The sequence below is a fragment of the Brachyspira sp. G79 genome (genome assembly GCF_002379365.1).
Classification (GTDB): Bacteria; Spirochaetota; Brachyspiria; order Brachyspirales; family Brachyspiraceae; genus Brachyspira.
This window is the reverse complement of the sequence record NZ_JQIU01000008.1, coordinates 2583363-2601145: the sequence shown is the minus strand read 5'-3', so window position 1 is coordinate 2601145 and position 17783 is coordinate 2583363. Positions and strand designations below refer to the sequence as shown.

Genomic DNA, 17783 nt, shown 5'->3' with positions numbered 1-17783 from the left:
AAAGTTTACTTCTCTCATTATTCATTCCTTTTTTTCTAATTCTGTTTTTAATCTTACTGCCTCTTTTATAATATCAATAAAACCATCAGCAGGTACATTTTCTTTATTGGTTACAAAGTATATAAACTCAGTCAACAAATAAATAGTATCTTCGCTGCTAATATTTTTAGCATCAATAATAATACGTTCTTCTTTATTATCTCGTTCTATATGTATATATTGTTTTTGACTATCTATTTTCATGATCATATCCGTTAATAATCTTTCTTTTTATTTCCAAAAGCTCCATCTTCTTTTGCTGTTTTTCTGCTATGACACCTTTTGCATAAAGCCTGCAGATTATTTTTATCATAAAATAGAGGATCATCTTCACTTTCTATTCTTTTTATATGGTCCACATGTTCAGCAAAGTTATGGCACTCGTCAAAGTTTTTGCAAAGAGGATTTTCTTTCAAAAAACTTTCTCTAAAAGTACGCCATTTTTTACTTTGATATCTTTTATATGCTTTTTCATCACTTCTCATTATAAACACTCTTTACTTTTGAACATCTTATTTACAAGTTATCAACATTGTTGACAACTTATAAACATAGAATTATTCATTATTGGCTATCTCATCTTCTATATCAGTTAACACTGATTCAAAATCTTCATATTTTCCTCTTTTAATAAAATCTTATAAAAATAATCAAAATAATATTTTGACTATTTATAATAAAAGCTAATTTAATTCTGATTCCTCAAGTTTATGAAACAAATCCAGAGGTTTACTTAAATCAATTTTCTGTGTTCTATAATTTTCAATATAAGACTGATGACTTACAACCTTAGCTTTTGCATTTTCCGTATCTTCTATAGCTCCATTAAAAATGTATATATCACTGAAGATAATCCAATTGAATAATTGTACATTCTGCCATTTATAACAGCCTCTTGCATAGCCAAAGTCTTTTATTTCTAATTTTTCCTGCAATTCTTTATCTATATGAACATCTTTAGCTTTATATTCTCCTACTTTTACAAATAGCTCTCTTTCATATATACCGTTTGAGTAGTTATCTATGATTTTTATTAATCCTAGACTTTTAAATAGCTCTATATCTTTTGTAATATTTCCATCCCAAAATAAAGCTATTTCTGTACTTCTCATTTTTCTGCATAACTGCATAATAACCTCCTTATCCTCTATGATGCTAATTTATCAGATTTGATTTCAAACTTCTGCATTTCTAATTCTATAATATTTAAGTTCTTTAATCTGCTTGTAAGCCTGCCTTTGATTTCATCAATATTATCTTTTCTTGTTTTAATATTTAGACTGTTCATTAAACCTATATAGCTTTTATTTGATGTTAGTATCACTGTTTTTTCTAATTCTCTGATTTTATCAAATAGTTTATAATAGCCTTCGGCTGCATAATGAAAACCTACGCTGTCAATGTCGTCTATCATAATAATATCTGCAAATTTTATATTATCTATTTTGGCATCTATACTTGATTTCAAATCTCTATCCTGTGCATTTTTATTAAATAAGTTTTTATGCATATCTTCAAAACTAGATGCTTTCATATACAATGCTTTAATATTATTAATAGCATATATCTGCCATAACATTTTTAGCATTGTAGTTTTACCAGTTCCGCTTTCTCCTTCAATATAAAGTGAGTTCATACTTCCTAATTCTAAATATTTTTTTATACTGCTTACTAACTTTTGATTATTAAACTTTTCTGCAAAAATATTTAATGTCATATCATTGTCTAATTTATTAAATACCGTATTATATCTTTTTATTATTATTTCCAAATCCTCTATTTTTTTTTCTATCTTGCTTTTTTCATCACTCACACAATAGCAAACAATAGGAACTATACTTTTAGAACCTTTTACAAATCCAAACTCATCGCATTTTGTGCAGTGAGGGTCTTTGCCTTCTCTTGCCGTTTTTTTCAATTCTTCCAAATGTTTTTTATAGCTAAGAAGGCAATAACTGCTATCCGCAATTTGCAATTTTAGCATACGCTTCATTTATGTTTCCTCCTTTTTCTAATTCATTTAATAAGAAGTCTAATTTATCAAGCCCTCGAGGGATTGCATATTTTTTATTGCTGTCGGTTTTATTTTCTTTGTTGGTATTATTTTGATGACTTTCATTTTTTTGACATAAAGCCATTCTTAATAAGTCTTGAAGTTTTAATGAGTATCTTTTGTTTAATGGTAATTTTAAGAAATTAAACTTTACTATAGACAACGCTTCATCAAAATTATCATGCACACGTTTTTTGAATATATCAATTAAAAAGCTAGTATATATTTTATGATATTTATGATTGATTTTAACGCCTATTAATTCTTTATGAAGCTCATTATATTTTTCTAAAAACTCTTCCTCTTTTTTATCCTCTTCTTTTTCCTCAGGAGTTTTTTCTTCTTCGCTTTTTTCTTTTTCCTCTTTGATTAATTTCGGAGGCTGCAGAGGTTCAGTGCTTACATCATCATTAAACAAACTAGGCTCATCGTATTTCTGCTCTACAGGTGCATCCATGTTTCGTATTGCTCTGTCTTCTTCTACTAGCATCTCTATAGCTTTTTTTAATCCAGAGAAATTATATACTGTTCCTGTTCCTGCAAATCTATCGCCTATGTAAACATTTCTGCTTGAAAAAGTTAAATAGCCTTTTGCATACAAGCTCTGTCTTTGTCTATAATAATTTTTTTCTTTTGGATTTATTTCTTTGTCCCTTATTTCTTTATCTTTCTTCCAGCTTAAACTCATTACAGCGATTATAAACTCAAACTCGCTTGCTGTAAGTCCTAGTCTTTTTCGATAATAAATTAATGTATTCGGTATTGATGTAAAGCCTCTGTCAAGCATGGCATCGCCATACGTTGCTATTAAATATTCACTTTTTATTTCTCTTTCAGTCTGCATTCTCTTCCGCCTCTGTAAATAATTTTTTTGCTAGTTTATATAAATTATCAAGATGATTTGTATTGTTATTTTTATCAAGCTCCATAGCCATTTCTATAGTTTTTATTTTTCTGTTTTTTGCCAATTTTTTAAGATTAATCTTTTTTATTCTTGCATATTCTGCATATAGAATCTCATATCTTAATCCTATTAATTTATTATTTCCAAAGCTCACTTTATAAATATACTCATAAAGTTTTCTTCTGATGTTGTTATCAGATATCTGCTCTTCATTAAAGTTTGATAAATCTTTTTTATTAAATATTTTTTTTATAATATTTTTGAAAAATGCTTTAACTCCTTTTTCATTAACTATCATTTTGAACTTCTCCCCATAACTATATTTTTTAAAAATATACCTCCTTCTGCAGTAACAAAAATTATTACATCAAAGAACGATGCTGAAGATTTTGAAAAGTATAAATTTCTACTGCATTTATTTTTGATATTTTTTAGCAGGAATGCTAATAGATAAAATAGACTCTGTTTTTTATTATAAAAGCTGTAACCAAACTTTTTATTTATGATTTTCGATATTTTGAGAAATTGATTTTGTTTTAAATCTAGTATGCGATTAACACATACTAGATTTTTTATATTGTCGATAAGAGAAATTTTTGAAACTCGTACCGCCTTCAATAATCTTTGAAAAGCAGTTAAAACGATTATTTTGTACGCTATCTTTTAGGTTCTGTAGGTAACAATGATAACAGAAAAATAATTATATAAATACAGTTATCAGGAAATATATATTTTTTTAAAGAGAATATACTATTATATATCTATAAGAACATAGTAAATGAAGTGGTATAAAAAGAGCCTTATGATATAATAAGTGAAGTTATAAGTATCAACTTTGTAAACTTCAATATGGATTTTAATGACATAGGAAAACCTCATAGATGTTTTAGGCTGATAGATACTGAAAATCCAGAAGTTGTTTTGGATATGGTTCAAATGTACATAGTAGAAGTTACAAGGTTTATGAAAATATTATATAATACAAACATAAAAGATATAAAAAGAAATAAAATACTATCTTGGATAGAGTTTTTCACGGCTAAGTATTTGGATAAAATTAAAGATAAATTAAAGAGGTTAATAATATCATGCCTAAAGTAATTAATAAATACGAACATTTTATATCTATTTAGGATGAAATGGAAGTCTATAATGCTAGATTTATATGGCAGACTTTAATGCTTAAAAGAGAACGTGAAGAAGGCTTACAGGAAGTTATAGAGAAAGGTTTACAAGAAGGCAGAGGAGAAGAACAGCTTGCTATAGCTAGGAGTTTAAAAAATTCTGGTATAGATATAAAGCTCATTAGTGAAAATACTAGTCTTAGTGTAGAGGAAGTATTAAAATTGTAATTTTATGCATTATTATTTTTATTAGTTTTGAAATAATCATTTTAATATTTTACAAATTTTTAGTAAAAATTATGAGAGTAAAATTATATATTTAATATTTATTTTGAGATTATATTAATTTTTGCTTGGTATACCAAAAGGTATTCTTAATTTTACTATAGTTCCAGCACCTTCTGAACTGTCTATAGTAATAGTACCTTGCATAGTGTCAAGCAAATCTTTTACAACAGATAATCCTATGCCCATTCCTCCATATTCTCTTTCAAATCTTGAATCAGCCTGATAGAAAGGTATAAATATCTTTTTTAATTTACTAGGTTTAATTCCCTTTCCAGTATCTTTAACAGTTATTTCTATTTCATTAGGTATTATATTTTTCATAGTGTGATAATTAAATAAGTCTGGAGAAAAATCAAGCTCTTTTTTTTCTATAGTATCTAATGTTCTTATATTTATGGATATAGTTCCAGATTTTGTGAATTTGAAAGCATTTGATATAATTCCTTCCATAATAAGTCTGAATCTTTCATGGTATCCTATTAATATACGGCAGTTTTTTTCTATATTCATTTCTATTTTTATATCTTTAGGATAAATAAATTTGTATCCGTCTATTATGATGTTAAGCTCTTCTTCTACATCAAACTCAGATACATATTTAGAAGCCTCATCATCTTTTAAAGCTATTTGTATAAGATTATTATTAGTATCATAAAGTTTTTTAATACTTCTTGAAACTATATTAAAAAACTCCTCTCTTTTTTCTTCAGGCATATTATTTTTTTTAAGTAAATTAATATACCCCATAATTTCAGTAAAAGGGTGTCTTAATTCATGCGAAACAGTAGCTTTAAACTCTCTTATAAGTCTGTTGTAGTGTTCAGCACTTTTTTTAAGCGAACTAATTTCATTTAGAAGAGTATGAAGCCTTTTTTGAAGTATTAGATTATGATTTTTTTGATGTTCATACATTATTGAAAAATAAAGTCTATGAAGTCCTATTTCTGTGCCTGCATTTTTTATAACTCCTTCCTTACACCATCTCATAGCTTTATCAAAAGGTACAAAAAAAGTTTCTATACTCTCTTCCATAACAGAACCGTCAGTTTTTATTTCTTTTTTGGGAGTAATACCTGTAATATCGCAGGTAGCAATATTTATTCTTTCAGTAATAATACCAGATGAGCTATAATATCTATGACCTAATACATTTATGCTTTTTAATTGCACATAATATCCTGTTTCTTCTTCAAGCTCTCTTTGTGCACATTTTTTTATTCCTTGATTAGGATTTTTATCATTCATTTCATCTTCTTCAAGCATTCCTGCAGGAAACTCCAAAAAGTTCATTATATGCTCATCAATATCTTCAGGATTTTTACCAGTCATAACTTTTTCTCTGTAATAGACAACAGGTCTGAAAGTATTTATCATAAGTACATGTACTTGATTATCTATATAGGAGTATGGTACTATAATAACAGCATCTCTTCCTTTTCTGTTTATTATATCGCAGTTATATTCTTTGGAAAAAGATCCGTCATTATATTCATTAATAGCAATAAATCTCTCTAAATTAACAAATCCTGTATCTAATTGAATTGGAGGAGATTTTTTAAAGAATTTTGTATCTTTAACTTTTTTAACTTTTTGTTATTATTATTACTATCCATAAGTAAAAACTCTTTTTTATTAAAATTATTAAAAATTATTTTTTTATTGTTCTTTTGAAATAAATTTTATTAGAGTGATGGAGTTACCTTTTTTATTGAATTTTACTTCATCGAAATACGATTTAATCATCATCATTCCTCTTCCGCTTTCGCGTGCAAATCCGTCATTATTGATTTTTTTTGCTTCTTGTTTAGGCTTAAATCCAAGTCCCTGATCTTTCACATTGATATAAATATTGTCATCTTCAATTTTTAATACTATTTCAACATGTGTGTTTTTTGCTTTATCTGTTTTCAAAAGTTCTTTTAATTTTTTATTGTAAATATTTTTTTTAAGCCATTCTTTTTTAGTTTCATAAAGTATATGTAGGTTTCCATGCTCAATAGCATTCATAATTACTTCGTATAATGCTGAGGCGAATAGATCCAATTCATTATTTCCTATATATTTTTTCACCTCTAAACATATTTCTTCTATTAACGGAGTAATATCTTCTAGTTTGTTTTCGAGAATATACTTTTTCATTTTATGATTATATCATCATAACAATATTATATCAAATTTTAATTTTTATGTAAAATTATGATTTTGTTATTTTTTGATTATATATTATGTACTTGACAAAATGTTTTTTATATAGTAGAATACTTCGGTACATTTGTATAATTTTTTGATAAAAATCTAATTAAGAAATATAATCTTTTTAAGGAGAAAAATAAATGAAACGAACCTACCAGCCAAGTAAACTGCGTCGTGCTAGAAAATTTGGCTTTTTTAAACGTATGGCAACAAAACATGGACGCGATGTATTAAAACGCAGAAGAAGAAAAGGCAGATACCGCTTAACTGCTGCAGACGAATAATGCTTTTATAAGCAATTATTAAAAACAGTACTTATGGAAAACTGTGATAGGGAATATTAGTTGAAGTTATATAGTAAAGAGCGGTTAAAACATAGAAATGATATATCTGCATTCTTTAATAAGAATAGTAGTGTGAAAAGAATAAGTAATTCCAACTATACTGTTCTTTTATTAAAGAATAATCGCTTATATTGCAGGTTTGCTGTGGCTATCAAAAAAAATAAAACTAATTCCGTCGGCAGAAATAGGGTAAAAAGAATTGTGAGAGAAATATTTAGAAGCCAAAAAGACCAAATCCCTGCCGGCTATGATTATTTTATTATTATTAATAAATTTGATAGTTGTTATTCCCCTTCTTTTAACGATTGCAAAAAAAATTTGATAAAGTTATTTCAGAAGGTTTTATAAATTATGAAACATATTCTTTTACTTTTAATTTTTTTCTATCAAAAGGCTGTCTCCCCTTATTTGAAGCCTTCATGCAGATATATACCTTCATGTTCAGAGTATGCTAAACAGGCTGTTATTAAATATGGGGCTATAAAAGGCAGTTTCCTCGCAATTGCCAGAGTACTAAGATGTAATCCTCTAGCAAAAAAAATATATGATCCTGTACCATAATCTTTTTTGCAAAGACCATCTTCCTTTTTTAATTGCTTAAATAAATTCTCATTTGTTGTATATAATTGATTTAAGGAGCTTTAATATTTTATGAGCAATAATAAAAGAATGGTTATAGCATTCGCCCTTACAGCTATAATATTATTCATATATATGTTCTATCAGTCTAAAGTAATGAAACCTGTTTATAGTTCAAATACTAGTACTAACTCAGCGGCTGTTTCCAACATTATAGAAAATAATAATAACACTGTAAATTATTTATTAGATACTGCCCAAATGCAAAATTTTGCAAAAATAGAAGATACTAATGCATTACCTTTAAATAATGAAAAAATATTAGAAAATGAATATGTTATAGCCTCTTTTAAAAATGGCTCTTTATTTTCTTATAAATTAAAAAATTATTATCCTCAGGATTTGGGCAGAGATGCTACTAATGAAATTATTGATATGGTAGAGCAGGTTTATGAAGGTATTTATCCTTTTACTGTAACTTTTCAGAATCTTTCTAATTCCATTGCAATGCCTGAAAATTTAAATTATCAATTAATTTCGAATGAAAATGATGGTTTGGTAAGCTACAGTGCTCTAGCTCTTATAGATAATGTTCCAGTAAGAATTACAAAGACTTTCAGTTTTGGCGAAGACCCTTATCAGTTAAAAAACTCTGTAACTATAGAAAATATAGGAGAAAAAGATTTATCGCTTTTTTATTCTTATTTTTTGGCTACTGGAATAGGACCTTACAGAACAGATAAAAATTCTGTAAGAGAAGATGCTACAAGAGCACAATATTTAATAAAGGGAAGCGGTAAATCAAAAATATTATTAACAGGTGATATAGTAAAAGATAATATATTTTCAAGATTATTCGGTTCTTCTTCAAGAGGAATAAAAACTAATCAGATGAGATATAGTGTATATGAAGGTCAGGATAAATGGGCAGCTTTAAATAACAGATATTTTGCTATAATTTCTTCATCAGCTCAGCCAGATAATACAGTTTTTGAAACTATGACTTTTTCAAAACCTTCAACTAATGAATATAGAAATGATTTCCATTTAGCAAATTTGGTTTCTAAACATAGCATTAAAAGCGGTTCTTCTATAACTGATACATATTCAGTATTTATGGGACCTAAAGTTAGAAGACTATTTTCTAAATATTATGTAGAAGAATCTTATGAATCAATATTTCAGGAATCTTTCTTGGGTATTAATTTAAGACCTTTAACATATATATTGGATATTATGCTTAATGGTTTGTATAATATAACTAAAAACTATGCTTGGGCTATACTATTATTTACACTCTTGTTTAAGATAGTTACTTTCCCATTAAATAATGCTTCTTATAAATCTATGAAAAGAATGCAGTTAGTAAATCCTAAAATAGAGCGTATAAGAGAGCAGTATAAAGATAATCCTGAAAGATTGAATGCAGAAATAATGGCGATATATAAAAAAGAGAAGATTAATCCTTTAGGCGGCTGTCTTCCTATGCTTCTTCCATTTCCGCTTTTGATAGCGTTTTTCTACCTTATGCAGTCTATGGTAGAGCTTAGAAATACACCTTTTTTATGGATAACAGACCTTTCATCGCCAGATAAATTATTTGTGTTTCCAGCAAGTTTGCCTATATTAGGAGGATTTAATTTTAATTTATTCCCTATATTGATGGCAATTACAAGTTATTTAAGTATGAAACTTCAGCCTTCTTCTTCAGCAGGCGGCTCTTCTTCTGCAGCAGCTCAAATGAAGATGATGACTACTATTTTCCCGCTTATGATGCTTCTTATGTTCTATAACTTTGCAAGCGGACTTGCTCTATATTGGACAGCACAAAACGTATTCGGGGTAGCTCAGCAGTTTATAACATCAAAATTAGATAAATCATCAAATGATATTATAGAAGAAGAGGAAACAAAAATAACTACAAAAAAGAAAAAAGAAAAAAGAAGTAATAATTATTTATCAAATTAGGAGTAATAACAAATATTACTTATCATATAGAAAGGAGGAGATACTATGTTAGTAAAAGAGTTTAGTGGTAAATCAGAAAAGGAAGCCGTTAGCAAGGCACTAGAAGAACTTAATCTTACAGAAGATCAGGTGAGAATAGAGGTAGTAGATAAAGGCAAACGTTCTTTATTAGGCTTTGGAGAAGAATCACCAACTATTATACGTGTTTATTATGAAGAAATTTCTACTAATTTAGGTGAGTTTCAATCTATAGTATCTAATATATTAAAGTATATGGGAGTTGAAGCTGAAGTTACCGCTAAAGAAGAAAGCGAAAAAAGAATTTATATTAACATTTCAACAGAGGATTCAGGAGTTTTAATAGGTAAAAAAGGAGCTACATTAGAGGCTTTACAGTTTGTTATTTCATTAATAGCTTCCAAAAAATTTAATGATGATACTGAAAGACATATTATATTAGATGTTGACGGCTATAGAGAAAGACGCGAAGAAACATTAAAACATATAGCACGTCAGGCTGCTCAGCAGGCTAAAAAAACAAGAAGAGTGGTTGCTTTGGATCCTATGTCCCCTTATGAAAGAAGAATTATACATTTGGAACTTCAAAATGATAATGATGTTGAAACAAAAAGTGATGGAGAACCGCCATACAGAAGTGTAAAAGTTTATTCAAAAAGAAAAGGCGGATACAACAATAACAAAAGATATAATGACAGAGGCGGATATAATAAATCATATTATAGAAACAGATAATAAAAAGTTCATTATAATTTTAGGGGAAGCTTTATAGCTCCCCTTTTTTGTTATACTTATTTATTGAATTTGTACATATTTGATAAAATCTACATTTTAATCTATAAAATGACTTCTTTACATAGCAAAGCGTAGTGATTATCATTCCATACCTAACAGTACTTACAAGTAGCTACCGAGTGAACTAAAAAAACTGTGCACATATGTGTGGTACGACTATGTGAGCCGAACAAATACTGAAATTTACAAATATATTTTTTGACAAACTTAAAAATTTTCAGTATATAATAATTTTTCAAAATGAAAATAAAAATTAAAAAATATTATTGATAACTTAAATAAGATAAAATAATCATAATATTAAATAAAAAAATATATTTGGTATAACAAGTAAAACTTCTTGATTTTAATATACAATTATTATATAATATTAGGAACAAAAATAAATAAAAAAATAATTAACGGTAACCATCATGAAAAAAGTAAATTTATGTTTATTAGGAGCTTCTGGTGCTGTTGGTCAGGAAATGCTCAAAGTGCTAGAAGAGAGAAAATTTCCAATTAATGAATTAAGATTGCTTGGAAACAGAGAAGCTGGAAAAAAAGTGATATTCAATAAAAAAGAATACACAATAGAAAAAGTAACTAAAGATTCATTTAACAATATGGATATTACATTAGTTGCTGTAGGTGCTGATTTGAGTAAGAAACTCAGTCCTGAAGCAGTAAAGGCTGGAAGTATCGTTGTAGATAACAGCAGTGCCTTTAGAATGGATAAGAATGTTCCTTTGGTTGTTCCAGAGGTGAATCCTGATGATGTTAAATTACACAAAGGTATAATATCTAATCCTAACTGTTCTACAATAATAGCTTTAGTGGCTTTAGCTCCTCTTCATAAGTTTGGTAAAATTAAACGTATTATAGCTTCTACTTATCAGGCAGTTTCTGGTGCTGGTAAAGAAGGTATGGAAGAGTTGGAACAGCAGATTAAGGATTATGTTGCTGGAAACAAACTTAAAAACAGCACTTTTAAATATCAAATACTTCATAACTTAATCCCTCAGATAGATTCATTTGATAAAAATGGATACACTAAAGAAGAATTAAAAATGACTAATGAAGGAAGAAAAATACTTCATGCACCTGATATGCAGATAAGCTGTACTTGTGTAAGAGTACCTGTTATAAGAAGTCATAGTGAAGCTATTACTATAGAAACAGAAAAGAAAATTACTGTAAAAAAAGCTAGAGATTTATTATCAAAAGCTAAAGGTGTTAAAGTAGTTGATGATCCAGAGAAGTTCAGATACCCTATGCCTTTAGACACATCAGATCAAGACGATATATTTGTAGGAAGAATAAGAGAAGATATCAGTGCTAAAAACTCATTGGTATTATGGTGTGCTGGAGACCAAATAAGAAAAGGGGCTGCTACAAATGCTGTTCAGATAGCAGAATTACTTTTACCAGAATTAGAAAAGAAAGGTGAAGAAGCTCCTGCTAAGAAAACTGCAGCTAAAAAAACTTGCATAAGAAAAAAAGCAGCAAAAAAATAAATCATTAATATTTTTATTATATAGAGAGGGGTTTTTATTTTTTGCAAAACTCCTCTTTTTTTATGTTTTTTAATATTAAAAAATGTTTATTATAGATTTTATATTATATATTTAAGTTTCTTTTTGGCTGTTTCATAATCTAAAACTTGAACTTCTCTAATATTCCAAAGTTTACCTAATGGACATATAAGACTTCTTTTTATGATGTTTTCTATTTCTTTTACAATGTCAGAAATCATTGTTTTATCTTTAGAATTAAATTGTTTGAAAATAATATAAACTTTTAGTTCTATATTTGTATTATAATTTTTATTTAGATTATTTAATGTTTGTATGATATCATTATTTCCATCATACAAAGCTATTTTTAATAAGGCAGAAGAATGCAAAGCTTTTAGTCTTAAATCATCTTTTAAATTTGATTTATCCATATTATTTACTTCTTTACACTCTATCAAATCAATACAATTATCATGACAGTAGCAAAAATCCATTTCTTTCATTCCGCTGTAATGTTCTTTACTATCATCTTTACAAACTTCGTAATTTTTTTGATTTTGTATATAGAATTGATTTTCAGATAATCTAAAATATGAATTATCTTTAAACTCTATAAGCCATTCAGTATTATTACTCAATTTTTACTCTCCACAAACATATCATAAGCCTCATTAGATATTGAATTATCAGGAAACTCTTTTGATAAATCATAAGCTCCGTCTATTTTTGTGTAATTATTTTCTTTTATAAAGAAATATACATTTATAGGATAATTATCTTTTATGGCAATATTGCTAAGCTGATTTAAAACAAATGAATTATGACTAGCCATAAATATTTGTACTCCTTCTTTTGAAATATCAGCCAAAAATCTCATAAGCTCACGAACCATTTTTGGGTGTAAACTATTTTCTGGCTCATCAATAAATAAAACACTTTTCTTTGTTAAATTTCCAGTATTATGAAGAATTTCAAATATTCCTAGTTTTTTTATTCCTTCAGCAGTTATATTAATGTTATAAATATTTCCATCATTTTTATAATAATTAATCATATTAGTATTTTTATCTATTTGTATATTACCGCTATAGAAATCATATTTATTTTTAAATACGCTTAATAACTCTCTTTCATCAATATTTTTTCTTGCGAGTATTTCATAAATTATATCAGTATATGAATCATCAAATCCGCTTTCTATATTTTGATTTTTTAAATAAATAATTGCATTCATAATAGATAAGATTTCTTTAGCAGGTATAAATAAAGGTTTATAGTCATAATTATAATTATTAATGTTATCATCAGAAGTTATAATTTCATTTTGACTATTTATAAAAGAAGTTTTGAAATTTATATTTTTATTATCAAACAATAAGAGCTTTATTAATTTTGTATTTAGAAATAAATTATTTTGATAATACTGATTTAAATTATTTATATGATTTATATCTCCACCTAAAGGAGTATCTACCAATATAGGTAAAGCATCTGGAACATTATAAATAAGATTATCTATTTCATGTTTGAATAAATAAATATTTGAATATAAAAATTTTAATATTGTAGTTTTTCCTGTATCATTTTCTCCTACAAATAAGTTTATATTAGCAAAATTATCAAACTTAGCATTTTTAAATTGTCTGTAATCATGAATTTCAAAATTCTTTATCATAATCAATTAACCTAAATTGTAATGTTATAATATTCTATAATATATTTTCATTATTTCAAATAATTAATTGTTTTTATTTATCATTCATAATTATATCCTAAACACTAAACAGTATATTTTATAGTAAAAATAATTTGTTTTTTTGCAACTTTTTTAACGAAAAAAGTTGATGAAAATAAAAACTATAATTAGTTTACTAATATCTTATTATATAAAAATGAAACCTTTTATAATTAGAATATTGTTATTATTAGAAATTCACTTTTTGGTTTCACCTGCAACCGAAGAAAGTACTGTTAAATATGGCGTGCGGCTGGCTTCGCCAAAAGAACAATAAAAAAATTGACAAACTTAATAATTTTTAGTATATAAAATAGTTTTCAAATATTTAATTATTAAAATTAAACTTTTATAGTTAACATATTTTTAATAAAAAAATACTACAAAAAAATAAAAATCAATAATTAATATATTGAATAAAATCAGAAATAATAATATAGTTTTTAATCATTAAAATAAATTTTTAAATGTTCGAGGAATTATATGAAAGTTTTTATTAGTGCGGATATTGAGGGAATTACTACAACTACACAATGGCCAGATACGGATGCAGGAAGTTTAACTTATAAAGAGCATACTCTGCAAATGACTAAAGAGGTTAATGCAGCTTGCGAAGGAGCAATAGATGCAGGAGCTAAAGAAATATTTGTAAAAGATGCCCATGACTCTGCTATGAATATAGATCAAACGGTCTTACCAGAATGCGTAAAGATACATAGAAGATGGAGCGGAGATCCTTATTCTATGGTAGAAGGTATTGATGAGAGCTTTGATGCGGCTATGTTTATAGGGTATCATAATGCAGCTTCTATTGGAAATAATCCGCTTTCTCATACTATGAATACCAGAAATGTATATGTTAAACTTAATGAAGTTCTTGCAAGCGAGTTTATGTTTTTTAGTTATGCAGCAGCATATAGGAAAGTGCCTACAGTATTTTTGTCTGGTGATAAAGGGTTATGCGAAGAGGCTTTGAAGATGAATCCTAATCACCCTAATTTGATAACACTTCCTGTAAAAGAGGGTATAGGTTATTCTACTATTAATTATTCTCCAAATTTAATGGTTAAGATGATTAAAGAGAAGACTAAAGAGGCATTAAGTCAGGATTTTAAGGGTAAATTATTAAAACTTCCTAATCATTTTAAACTTGAAGTCTGCTACAAAGAACATGGTTATGCTCATAAAGTATCATTTTATCCTAATGCTAAAAAAATCAATGATACTACTGTAGTTTTTGAAAATAATGACTATTATGAGATATTAAGAGCCTTGAAATTTATATTATAAATTTTATAATATAATAGTCCGATAACTTATGAAAGCCTTCTTAAAAAATAAGTCTTTTTAAGGGGGCTTTTTTATTATTAAGAATTATTTAATTATTTATGGAAAATACTATGCCAGAGATTTGGGACGTTTATAATAGAAATAAGCAAAAAACAGGACGCATTCATCAAAGAGGACTGCCTCTAAGAAAAAATGAGTATCATATAGTTATACATGCTTGGGTGGTAAACAGTAATGATGAAGTTATAATGACAAAAAGACATAGCAGTAAAAAAATATGCCCTAATAAATGGGAATGTACAGAAGGCTCTATACTTGCTGGAGAAAGCAGCATCGAAGGAGCTGTAAGAGAGCTTAAAGAGGAGATTGGGTTATCATTTGAAAAAGAAGATGGCATATTTTTAACTTCTTTTATACTGGAGCGTTCAAAAACTATAATAGATGCCTTTATGTTTATAAGAGATGTAAAATTAGAAGATTTAACTTTGCAGGAAAATGAAGTTAGCGAAGCTATGATAGCTGATAGAGAAAAATATTTTGAGATGTGCCAAAATAAAAAAATTGTATCTTCTATAAGATATTTTTATGATATTTATGATAAAATCAAATAATTAAAAATTAAAGAGGTTTAAATTGAAAGTATTGATTATAACAGTAGGAGCTCAGGGAAGCGGTAAAACTTATACTATAAAAAAAGCTAAACTTGAAAATTACAGTGTAAGTTCTGATAGTTTAAGAATATTATATTCAGGTATTTTTCCAGACGGATATGACGGACTTTCTATTTCTGAAAAAGATAATTCTTATATTTGGAATAATTTAATATTAAACATATTAGAAAATAGATTTCGTTTAGGTCTATTTACTATATTAGACAGTACTGGGCTTTTTAATTTAAAGAGCATTACAGAGCTTGCCAAAAAATATGGATACAGAATAGCTGCTGTTTTATTTGATAATGTATCTCTTAAAGAATGCATTGATAATGTAAGAAATAGAGAAGTTGGAAATAATATATCAGAAGAAGTTATAAAAGACTTTTTTATACGTATGAAAGATTTTAAATTGTCTGGAGCTAATATTTATAAGGCTTCAGATTATGATAGTGCTGAAACTGCATTACTTGAGGCTTCAAAATGGGACAGTTTTTATTTAAATGAAAAAGAGTTTGAAAAATATGATAATATAAAAGTAATACCAGATTTGCATGGCGAATACCATGTATTTAAAAAATTTTTAAAAAAAGAGAATTATTTTAAAGATGAGAAAATCGCTTATATATTTGCAGGCGATTTGATAGACAGAGGAAGTAAATCAAAAGAATTGATTGATTATTTCCTTAATAATGATATAGGAAGTAATGTTTATTTTACAGAAGGTAATCATGATGTGAATTTAAATTTCTTTGCTAATGATATAAAAGTTACAAGTCAAGATTTTTATCAAACTACTTATAAAGAGATAAAAAAAGCATTTACAAATATAAAGAAAGTAAAAGATGATGATAATAATGTTACAGAAGATAAAATATTAAATGAAATAGAATTAAATAATTACAAAAAGAAAATAAGAAGTTTTTATAAGAGATTCAGACTTTATTATTTCTTCACTTTTAAAGGCAAGAAATTTTTTGTTAATCATTCAGGTATAGATAAAATGTACGAGCATATGCCAGCTTCTCTTTTAAACGGTATTGTAACTTACGGATATGATTATGATGAAGACAAGTATAAATCTTATATAGAAGTAGGAAACAGATTTAAAGAAAATCATAATGATATTATTCAGATATTTGGTCATAGAAATGTGCTTCAGGAGGAATTAGAAGATAATTTATGTAAGATAAATAATAATGCCTATTGTATAGAAAATTCTGTCGAGTATGGAGAGGATTTAATAGTTTTTAATTTGAATGATTTATCTGTAGAGCATTATAAAAATGATAAAAAGATAGATAATTTGTTTGATACAGAATTTTATATAGAAAAAGAAAATAATAATCTTGTACGATTTAAATATTTTGACACAGTTTATTCAACTAATTTTTCAGAGAGAGTATTTTATAAAAAATTATGGAATGAACAGACTATTAAAGCAAGAGGATTATACAGATATAATGAAACAAACGAAATTGCTGGAAGAAGCTATGATAAATTTTTTAATTATGATGAAGTTGATGAAACTAAATTAAAAAGTTTAGAGAAAAATATAAAATTTCCAGTAAGCGTATACAAAAAGTATAATGGATATTTATTTCTGGTATTTTTAGATAAAACGAAAGATGATTTAATATTTGCTACTAAAAGCTCTATAAATACAAAAATGACATCTTGGGCAGAAAGCTTATTAACAGAAGAAAATAAAAACTTTATAAAAGAATACTGTAAAAAAAATAATACCACATTTGTATTTGAATGCATACACTTAAAAGATTCTTCTCACCCTATTGTTTATGATAAATCTTTTTTGGTTTTGCTTGATATTATATACAATGAAGAAAATTACAGAAAATTATCCTATGAAGAGCTATCAGATAAAGAAATATCATCACTATTTAAAATAAAAGAGAGAATAGAAATATTTGAAAAACCAGATGATAATATTTCAAGAGATGAATATAATAATTATATAAAAAAAATGTTTTATAAATATATTGATGATTTTTCTATAGACTATGAGGGAGTGGTATTTGAAGACAATAATGGCTTTATGGTAAAAGTAAAATGTCCTTTTTATATTATTAAAAAAGCATTAAGATCAGAGGCTATGCGTTTGAATAGATTAAGTCATTCATTAAATATTCATTATCCTAATCAGTATGTTATTTTTACTGGAAATAAAATATTTAATAAGTATAAAAGAGAAAATAAATTAAAAGAATGGAGAAATCTTACTATAGATGAAGTATTAAAAAGTTATAATGAAGTCTTAGATGAACTTAAATAAAATATAAATTA

At 26.6% G+C, this 17783-nt stretch carries 19 protein-coding genes and 1 pseudogene; 10 read left to right on the top strand and 10 right to left on the bottom strand.

All coding sequences use genetic code 11. The features are described from left to right. Nucleotides 1–21 precede the first annotated feature (21 nt). The 6 genes from KQ44_RS12915 to KQ44_RS12890 all read right to left on the bottom strand — a co-directional run bounded on the left by KQ44_RS12915 (nucleotide 22) and on the right by KQ44_RS12890 (nucleotide 3294). Nucleotides 22–243, bottom strand: a complete 222-nt coding sequence (locus KQ44_RS12915; RefSeq protein WP_096737747.1) for a hypothetical protein — start codon at nucleotides 241–243, stop codon at nucleotides 22–24. Between the two features lie 11 nt (nucleotides 244–254). Beyond that, nucleotides 255–524, bottom strand: coding sequence for an HNH endonuclease signature motif containing protein (locus KQ44_RS12910; RefSeq protein ID WP_096737746.1), 270 nt, complete (start codon nucleotides 522–524; stop codon nucleotides 255–257). A 198-nt stretch (nucleotides 525–722) separates the two neighbouring features. Further along, nucleotides 723–1169 (bottom strand): hypothetical protein, encoded by a 447-nt coding sequence (locus KQ44_RS12905; RefSeq protein ID WP_013114191.1) that lies wholly within the window; start codon nucleotides 1167–1169, stop codon nucleotides 723–725. A gap of 17 nt (nucleotides 1170–1186) precedes the next feature. Beyond that, nucleotides 1187–2032 carry a DnaA/Hda family protein gene (locus KQ44_RS12900; protein WP_096737745.1) on the bottom strand — a complete coding sequence of 282 codons (846 nt, stop codon included), beginning with the start codon at nucleotides 2030–2032 and terminating at the stop codon, nucleotides 1187–1189. Beyond that, complete coding sequence (locus KQ44_RS12895; protein ID WP_096737744.1) at nucleotides 1998–2936, bottom strand: hypothetical protein; 939 nt, start codon at nucleotides 2934–2936, stop codon at nucleotides 1998–2000. The genes KQ44_RS12900 and KQ44_RS12895 overlap by 35 nt, the downstream gene beginning before the upstream one ends. Beyond that, the gene (locus KQ44_RS12890) at nucleotides 2926–3294 is read right to left on the bottom strand and encodes a hypothetical protein (protein ID WP_013114194.1); all 369 of its coding nucleotides are present in this window, start codon (nucleotides 3292–3294) and stop codon (nucleotides 2926–2928) included. Before KQ44_RS12890 ends, KQ44_RS12895 begins: the two co-directional genes overlap by 11 nt. 398 nt (nucleotides 3295–3692) lie before the next feature. On the opposite strand from KQ44_RS12890, the pseudogene KQ44_RS12880 reads away from it, so the two are divergent. After that, nucleotides 3693–4348: pseudogene (locus tag KQ44_RS12880) on the top strand (Rpn family recombination-promoting nuclease/putative transposase). A 114-nt stretch (nucleotides 4349–4462) separates the two neighbouring features. Here KQ44_RS12880 and KQ44_RS12875 read toward each other — a convergent pair. Both KQ44_RS12875 and KQ44_RS12870 read right to left on the bottom strand, forming a co-directional pair. Next, nucleotides 4463–5782, bottom strand: a complete 1320-nt coding sequence (locus KQ44_RS12875) for an ATP-binding protein (protein ID WP_240516655.1) — start codon at nucleotides 5780–5782, stop codon at nucleotides 4463–4465. Nucleotides 5783–6064: 282 nt separating this feature from the next. Next, nucleotides 6065–6547, bottom strand: coding sequence for an ATP-binding protein (locus tag KQ44_RS12870; RefSeq protein ID WP_096737741.1), 483 nt, complete (start codon nucleotides 6545–6547; stop codon nucleotides 6065–6067). Between the two features lie 194 nt (nucleotides 6548–6741). On the opposite strand from KQ44_RS12870, the gene rpmH reads away from it, so the two are divergent. From rpmH to KQ44_RS12840, 6 genes are all read left to right on the top strand, one after another. Further along, nucleotides 6742–6885 (top strand): 50S ribosomal protein L34, encoded by a 144-nt coding sequence (gene rpmH / locus KQ44_RS12865; protein WP_008723263.1) that lies wholly within the window; start codon nucleotides 6742–6744, stop codon nucleotides 6883–6885. A gap of 60 nt (nucleotides 6886–6945) precedes the next feature. Further along, nucleotides 6946–7293, top strand: a complete 348-nt coding sequence (gene rnpA, locus KQ44_RS12860) for a ribonuclease P protein component (protein WP_096737740.1) — start codon at nucleotides 6946–6948, stop codon at nucleotides 7291–7293. Between the two features lie 3 nt (nucleotides 7294–7296). After that, nucleotides 7297–7506, top strand: coding sequence for a membrane protein insertion efficiency factor YidD (gene yidD / locus KQ44_RS12855; RefSeq protein WP_096737739.1), 210 nt, complete (start codon nucleotides 7297–7299; stop codon nucleotides 7504–7506). A 90-nt stretch (nucleotides 7507–7596) separates the two neighbouring features. Further along, a complete protein-coding gene (locus KQ44_RS12850; protein WP_096737738.1) occupies nucleotides 7597–9492 on the top strand; it encodes a YidC/Oxa1 family insertase periplasmic-domain containing protein in 1896 nt (631 codons plus the stop codon). A 45-nt stretch (nucleotides 9493–9537) separates the two neighbouring features. After that, nucleotides 9538–10245, top strand: a complete 708-nt coding sequence (gene jag / locus KQ44_RS12845) for an RNA-binding cell elongation regulator Jag/EloR (protein ID WP_020004583.1) — start codon at nucleotides 9538–9540, stop codon at nucleotides 10243–10245. 473 nt (nucleotides 10246–10718) lie between these two features. Continuing rightward, entirely contained in the window at nucleotides 10719–11801 is a 1083-nt protein-coding gene (locus KQ44_RS12840; RefSeq protein ID WP_096737737.1) for an aspartate-semialdehyde dehydrogenase, read from the top strand. Nucleotides 11802–11899: 98 nt separating this feature from the next. Here the strand turns inward: KQ44_RS12840 and KQ44_RS12835 are convergent, their stop codons facing one another. Together KQ44_RS12835 and KQ44_RS12830 are read right to left on the bottom strand one after the other, a co-directional pair. Beyond that, a complete protein-coding gene (locus KQ44_RS12835; protein ID WP_096737736.1) occupies nucleotides 11900–12439 on the bottom strand; it encodes a hypothetical protein in 540 nt (179 codons plus the stop codon). Further along, nucleotides 12436–13476, bottom strand: a complete 1041-nt coding sequence (locus tag KQ44_RS12830; protein WP_096737735.1) for an AAA family ATPase — start codon at nucleotides 13474–13476, stop codon at nucleotides 12436–12438. The genes KQ44_RS12835 and KQ44_RS12830 overlap by 4 nt, the downstream gene beginning before the upstream one ends. A gap of 543 nt (nucleotides 13477–14019) precedes the next feature. Between KQ44_RS12830 and KQ44_RS12825 the strand changes: the two genes are divergently transcribed. From KQ44_RS12825 to KQ44_RS12815, 3 genes are all read left to right on the top strand, one after another. Further along, nucleotides 14020–14826 carry a M55 family metallopeptidase gene (locus tag KQ44_RS12825; protein WP_096737734.1) on the top strand — a complete coding sequence of 269 codons (807 nt, stop codon included), beginning with the start codon at nucleotides 14020–14022 and terminating at the stop codon, nucleotides 14824–14826. 110 nt (nucleotides 14827–14936) lie between these two features. Next, complete coding sequence (locus KQ44_RS12820) at nucleotides 14937–15437, top strand: NUDIX domain-containing protein (protein ID WP_096737827.1); 501 nt, start codon at nucleotides 14937–14939, stop codon at nucleotides 15435–15437. Between the two features lie 22 nt (nucleotides 15438–15459). Then, a complete protein-coding gene (locus KQ44_RS12815) occupies nucleotides 15460–17772 on the top strand; it encodes an RNA ligase (RefSeq protein ID WP_096737733.1) in 2313 nt (770 codons plus the stop codon). Nucleotides 17773–17783 lie beyond the last annotated feature (11 nt).

What these genes read in the sequence shown, in the direction of transcription:
- jag (WP_020004583.1), top strand. Translation starts at nt 9,538, where the DNA reads ATGTTAGTAAAAGAGTTTAGTGGTAAATCAGAAAAGGAAGCCGTTAGC.
- KQ44_RS12820 (WP_096737827.1), top strand. Translation starts at nt 14,937, where the DNA reads ATGCCAGAGATTTGGGACGTTTATAATAGAAATAAGCAAAAAACAGGA.
- KQ44_RS12830 (WP_096737735.1), bottom strand. Translation starts at nt 13,476, where the DNA reads ATGATAAAGAATTTTGAAATTCATGATTACAGACAATTTAAAAATGCT.
- rpmH (WP_008723263.1), top strand. Translation starts at nt 6,742, where the DNA reads ATGAAACGAACCTACCAGCCAAGTAAACTGCGTCGTGCTAGAAAATTT.
- KQ44_RS12850 (WP_096737738.1), top strand. Translation starts at nt 7,597, where the DNA reads ATGAGCAATAATAAAAGAATGGTTATAGCATTCGCCCTTACAGCTATA.
- KQ44_RS12915 (WP_096737747.1), bottom strand. Translation starts at nt 243, where the DNA reads ATGAAAATAGATAGTCAAAAACAATATATACATATAGAACGAGATAAT.
- yidD (WP_096737739.1), top strand. Translation starts at nt 7,297, where the DNA reads ATGAAACATATTCTTTTACTTTTAATTTTTTTCTATCAAAAGGCTGTC.
- KQ44_RS12905 (WP_013114191.1), bottom strand. Translation starts at nt 1,169, where the DNA reads ATGCAGTTATGCAGAAAAATGAGAAGTACAGAAATAGCTTTATTTTGG.
- KQ44_RS12910 (WP_096737746.1), bottom strand. Translation starts at nt 524, where the DNA reads ATGAGAAGTGATGAAAAAGCATATAAAAGATATCAAAGTAAAAAATGG.
- KQ44_RS12900 (WP_096737745.1), bottom strand. Translation starts at nt 2,032, where the DNA reads ATGAAGCGTATGCTAAAATTGCAAATTGCGGATAGCAGTTATTGCCTT.
- KQ44_RS12840 (WP_096737737.1), top strand. Translation starts at nt 10,719, where the DNA reads ATGAAAAAAGTAAATTTATGTTTATTAGGAGCTTCTGGTGCTGTTGGT.
- KQ44_RS12875 (WP_240516655.1), bottom strand. Translation starts at nt 5,782, where the DNA reads ATGATAAATACTTTCAGACCTGTTGTCTATTACAGAGAAAAAGTTATG.
- KQ44_RS12870 (WP_096737741.1), bottom strand. Translation starts at nt 6,547, where the DNA reads ATGAAAAAGTATATTCTCGAAAACAAACTAGAAGATATTACTCCGTTA.
- KQ44_RS12895 (WP_096737744.1), bottom strand. Translation starts at nt 2,936, where the DNA reads ATGCAGACTGAAAGAGAAATAAAAAGTGAATATTTAATAGCAACGTAT.
- KQ44_RS12890 (WP_013114194.1), bottom strand. Translation starts at nt 3,294, where the DNA reads ATGATAGTTAATGAAAAAGGAGTTAAAGCATTTTTCAAAAATATTATA.
- KQ44_RS12825 (WP_096737734.1), top strand. Translation starts at nt 14,020, where the DNA reads ATGAAAGTTTTTATTAGTGCGGATATTGAGGGAATTACTACAACTACA.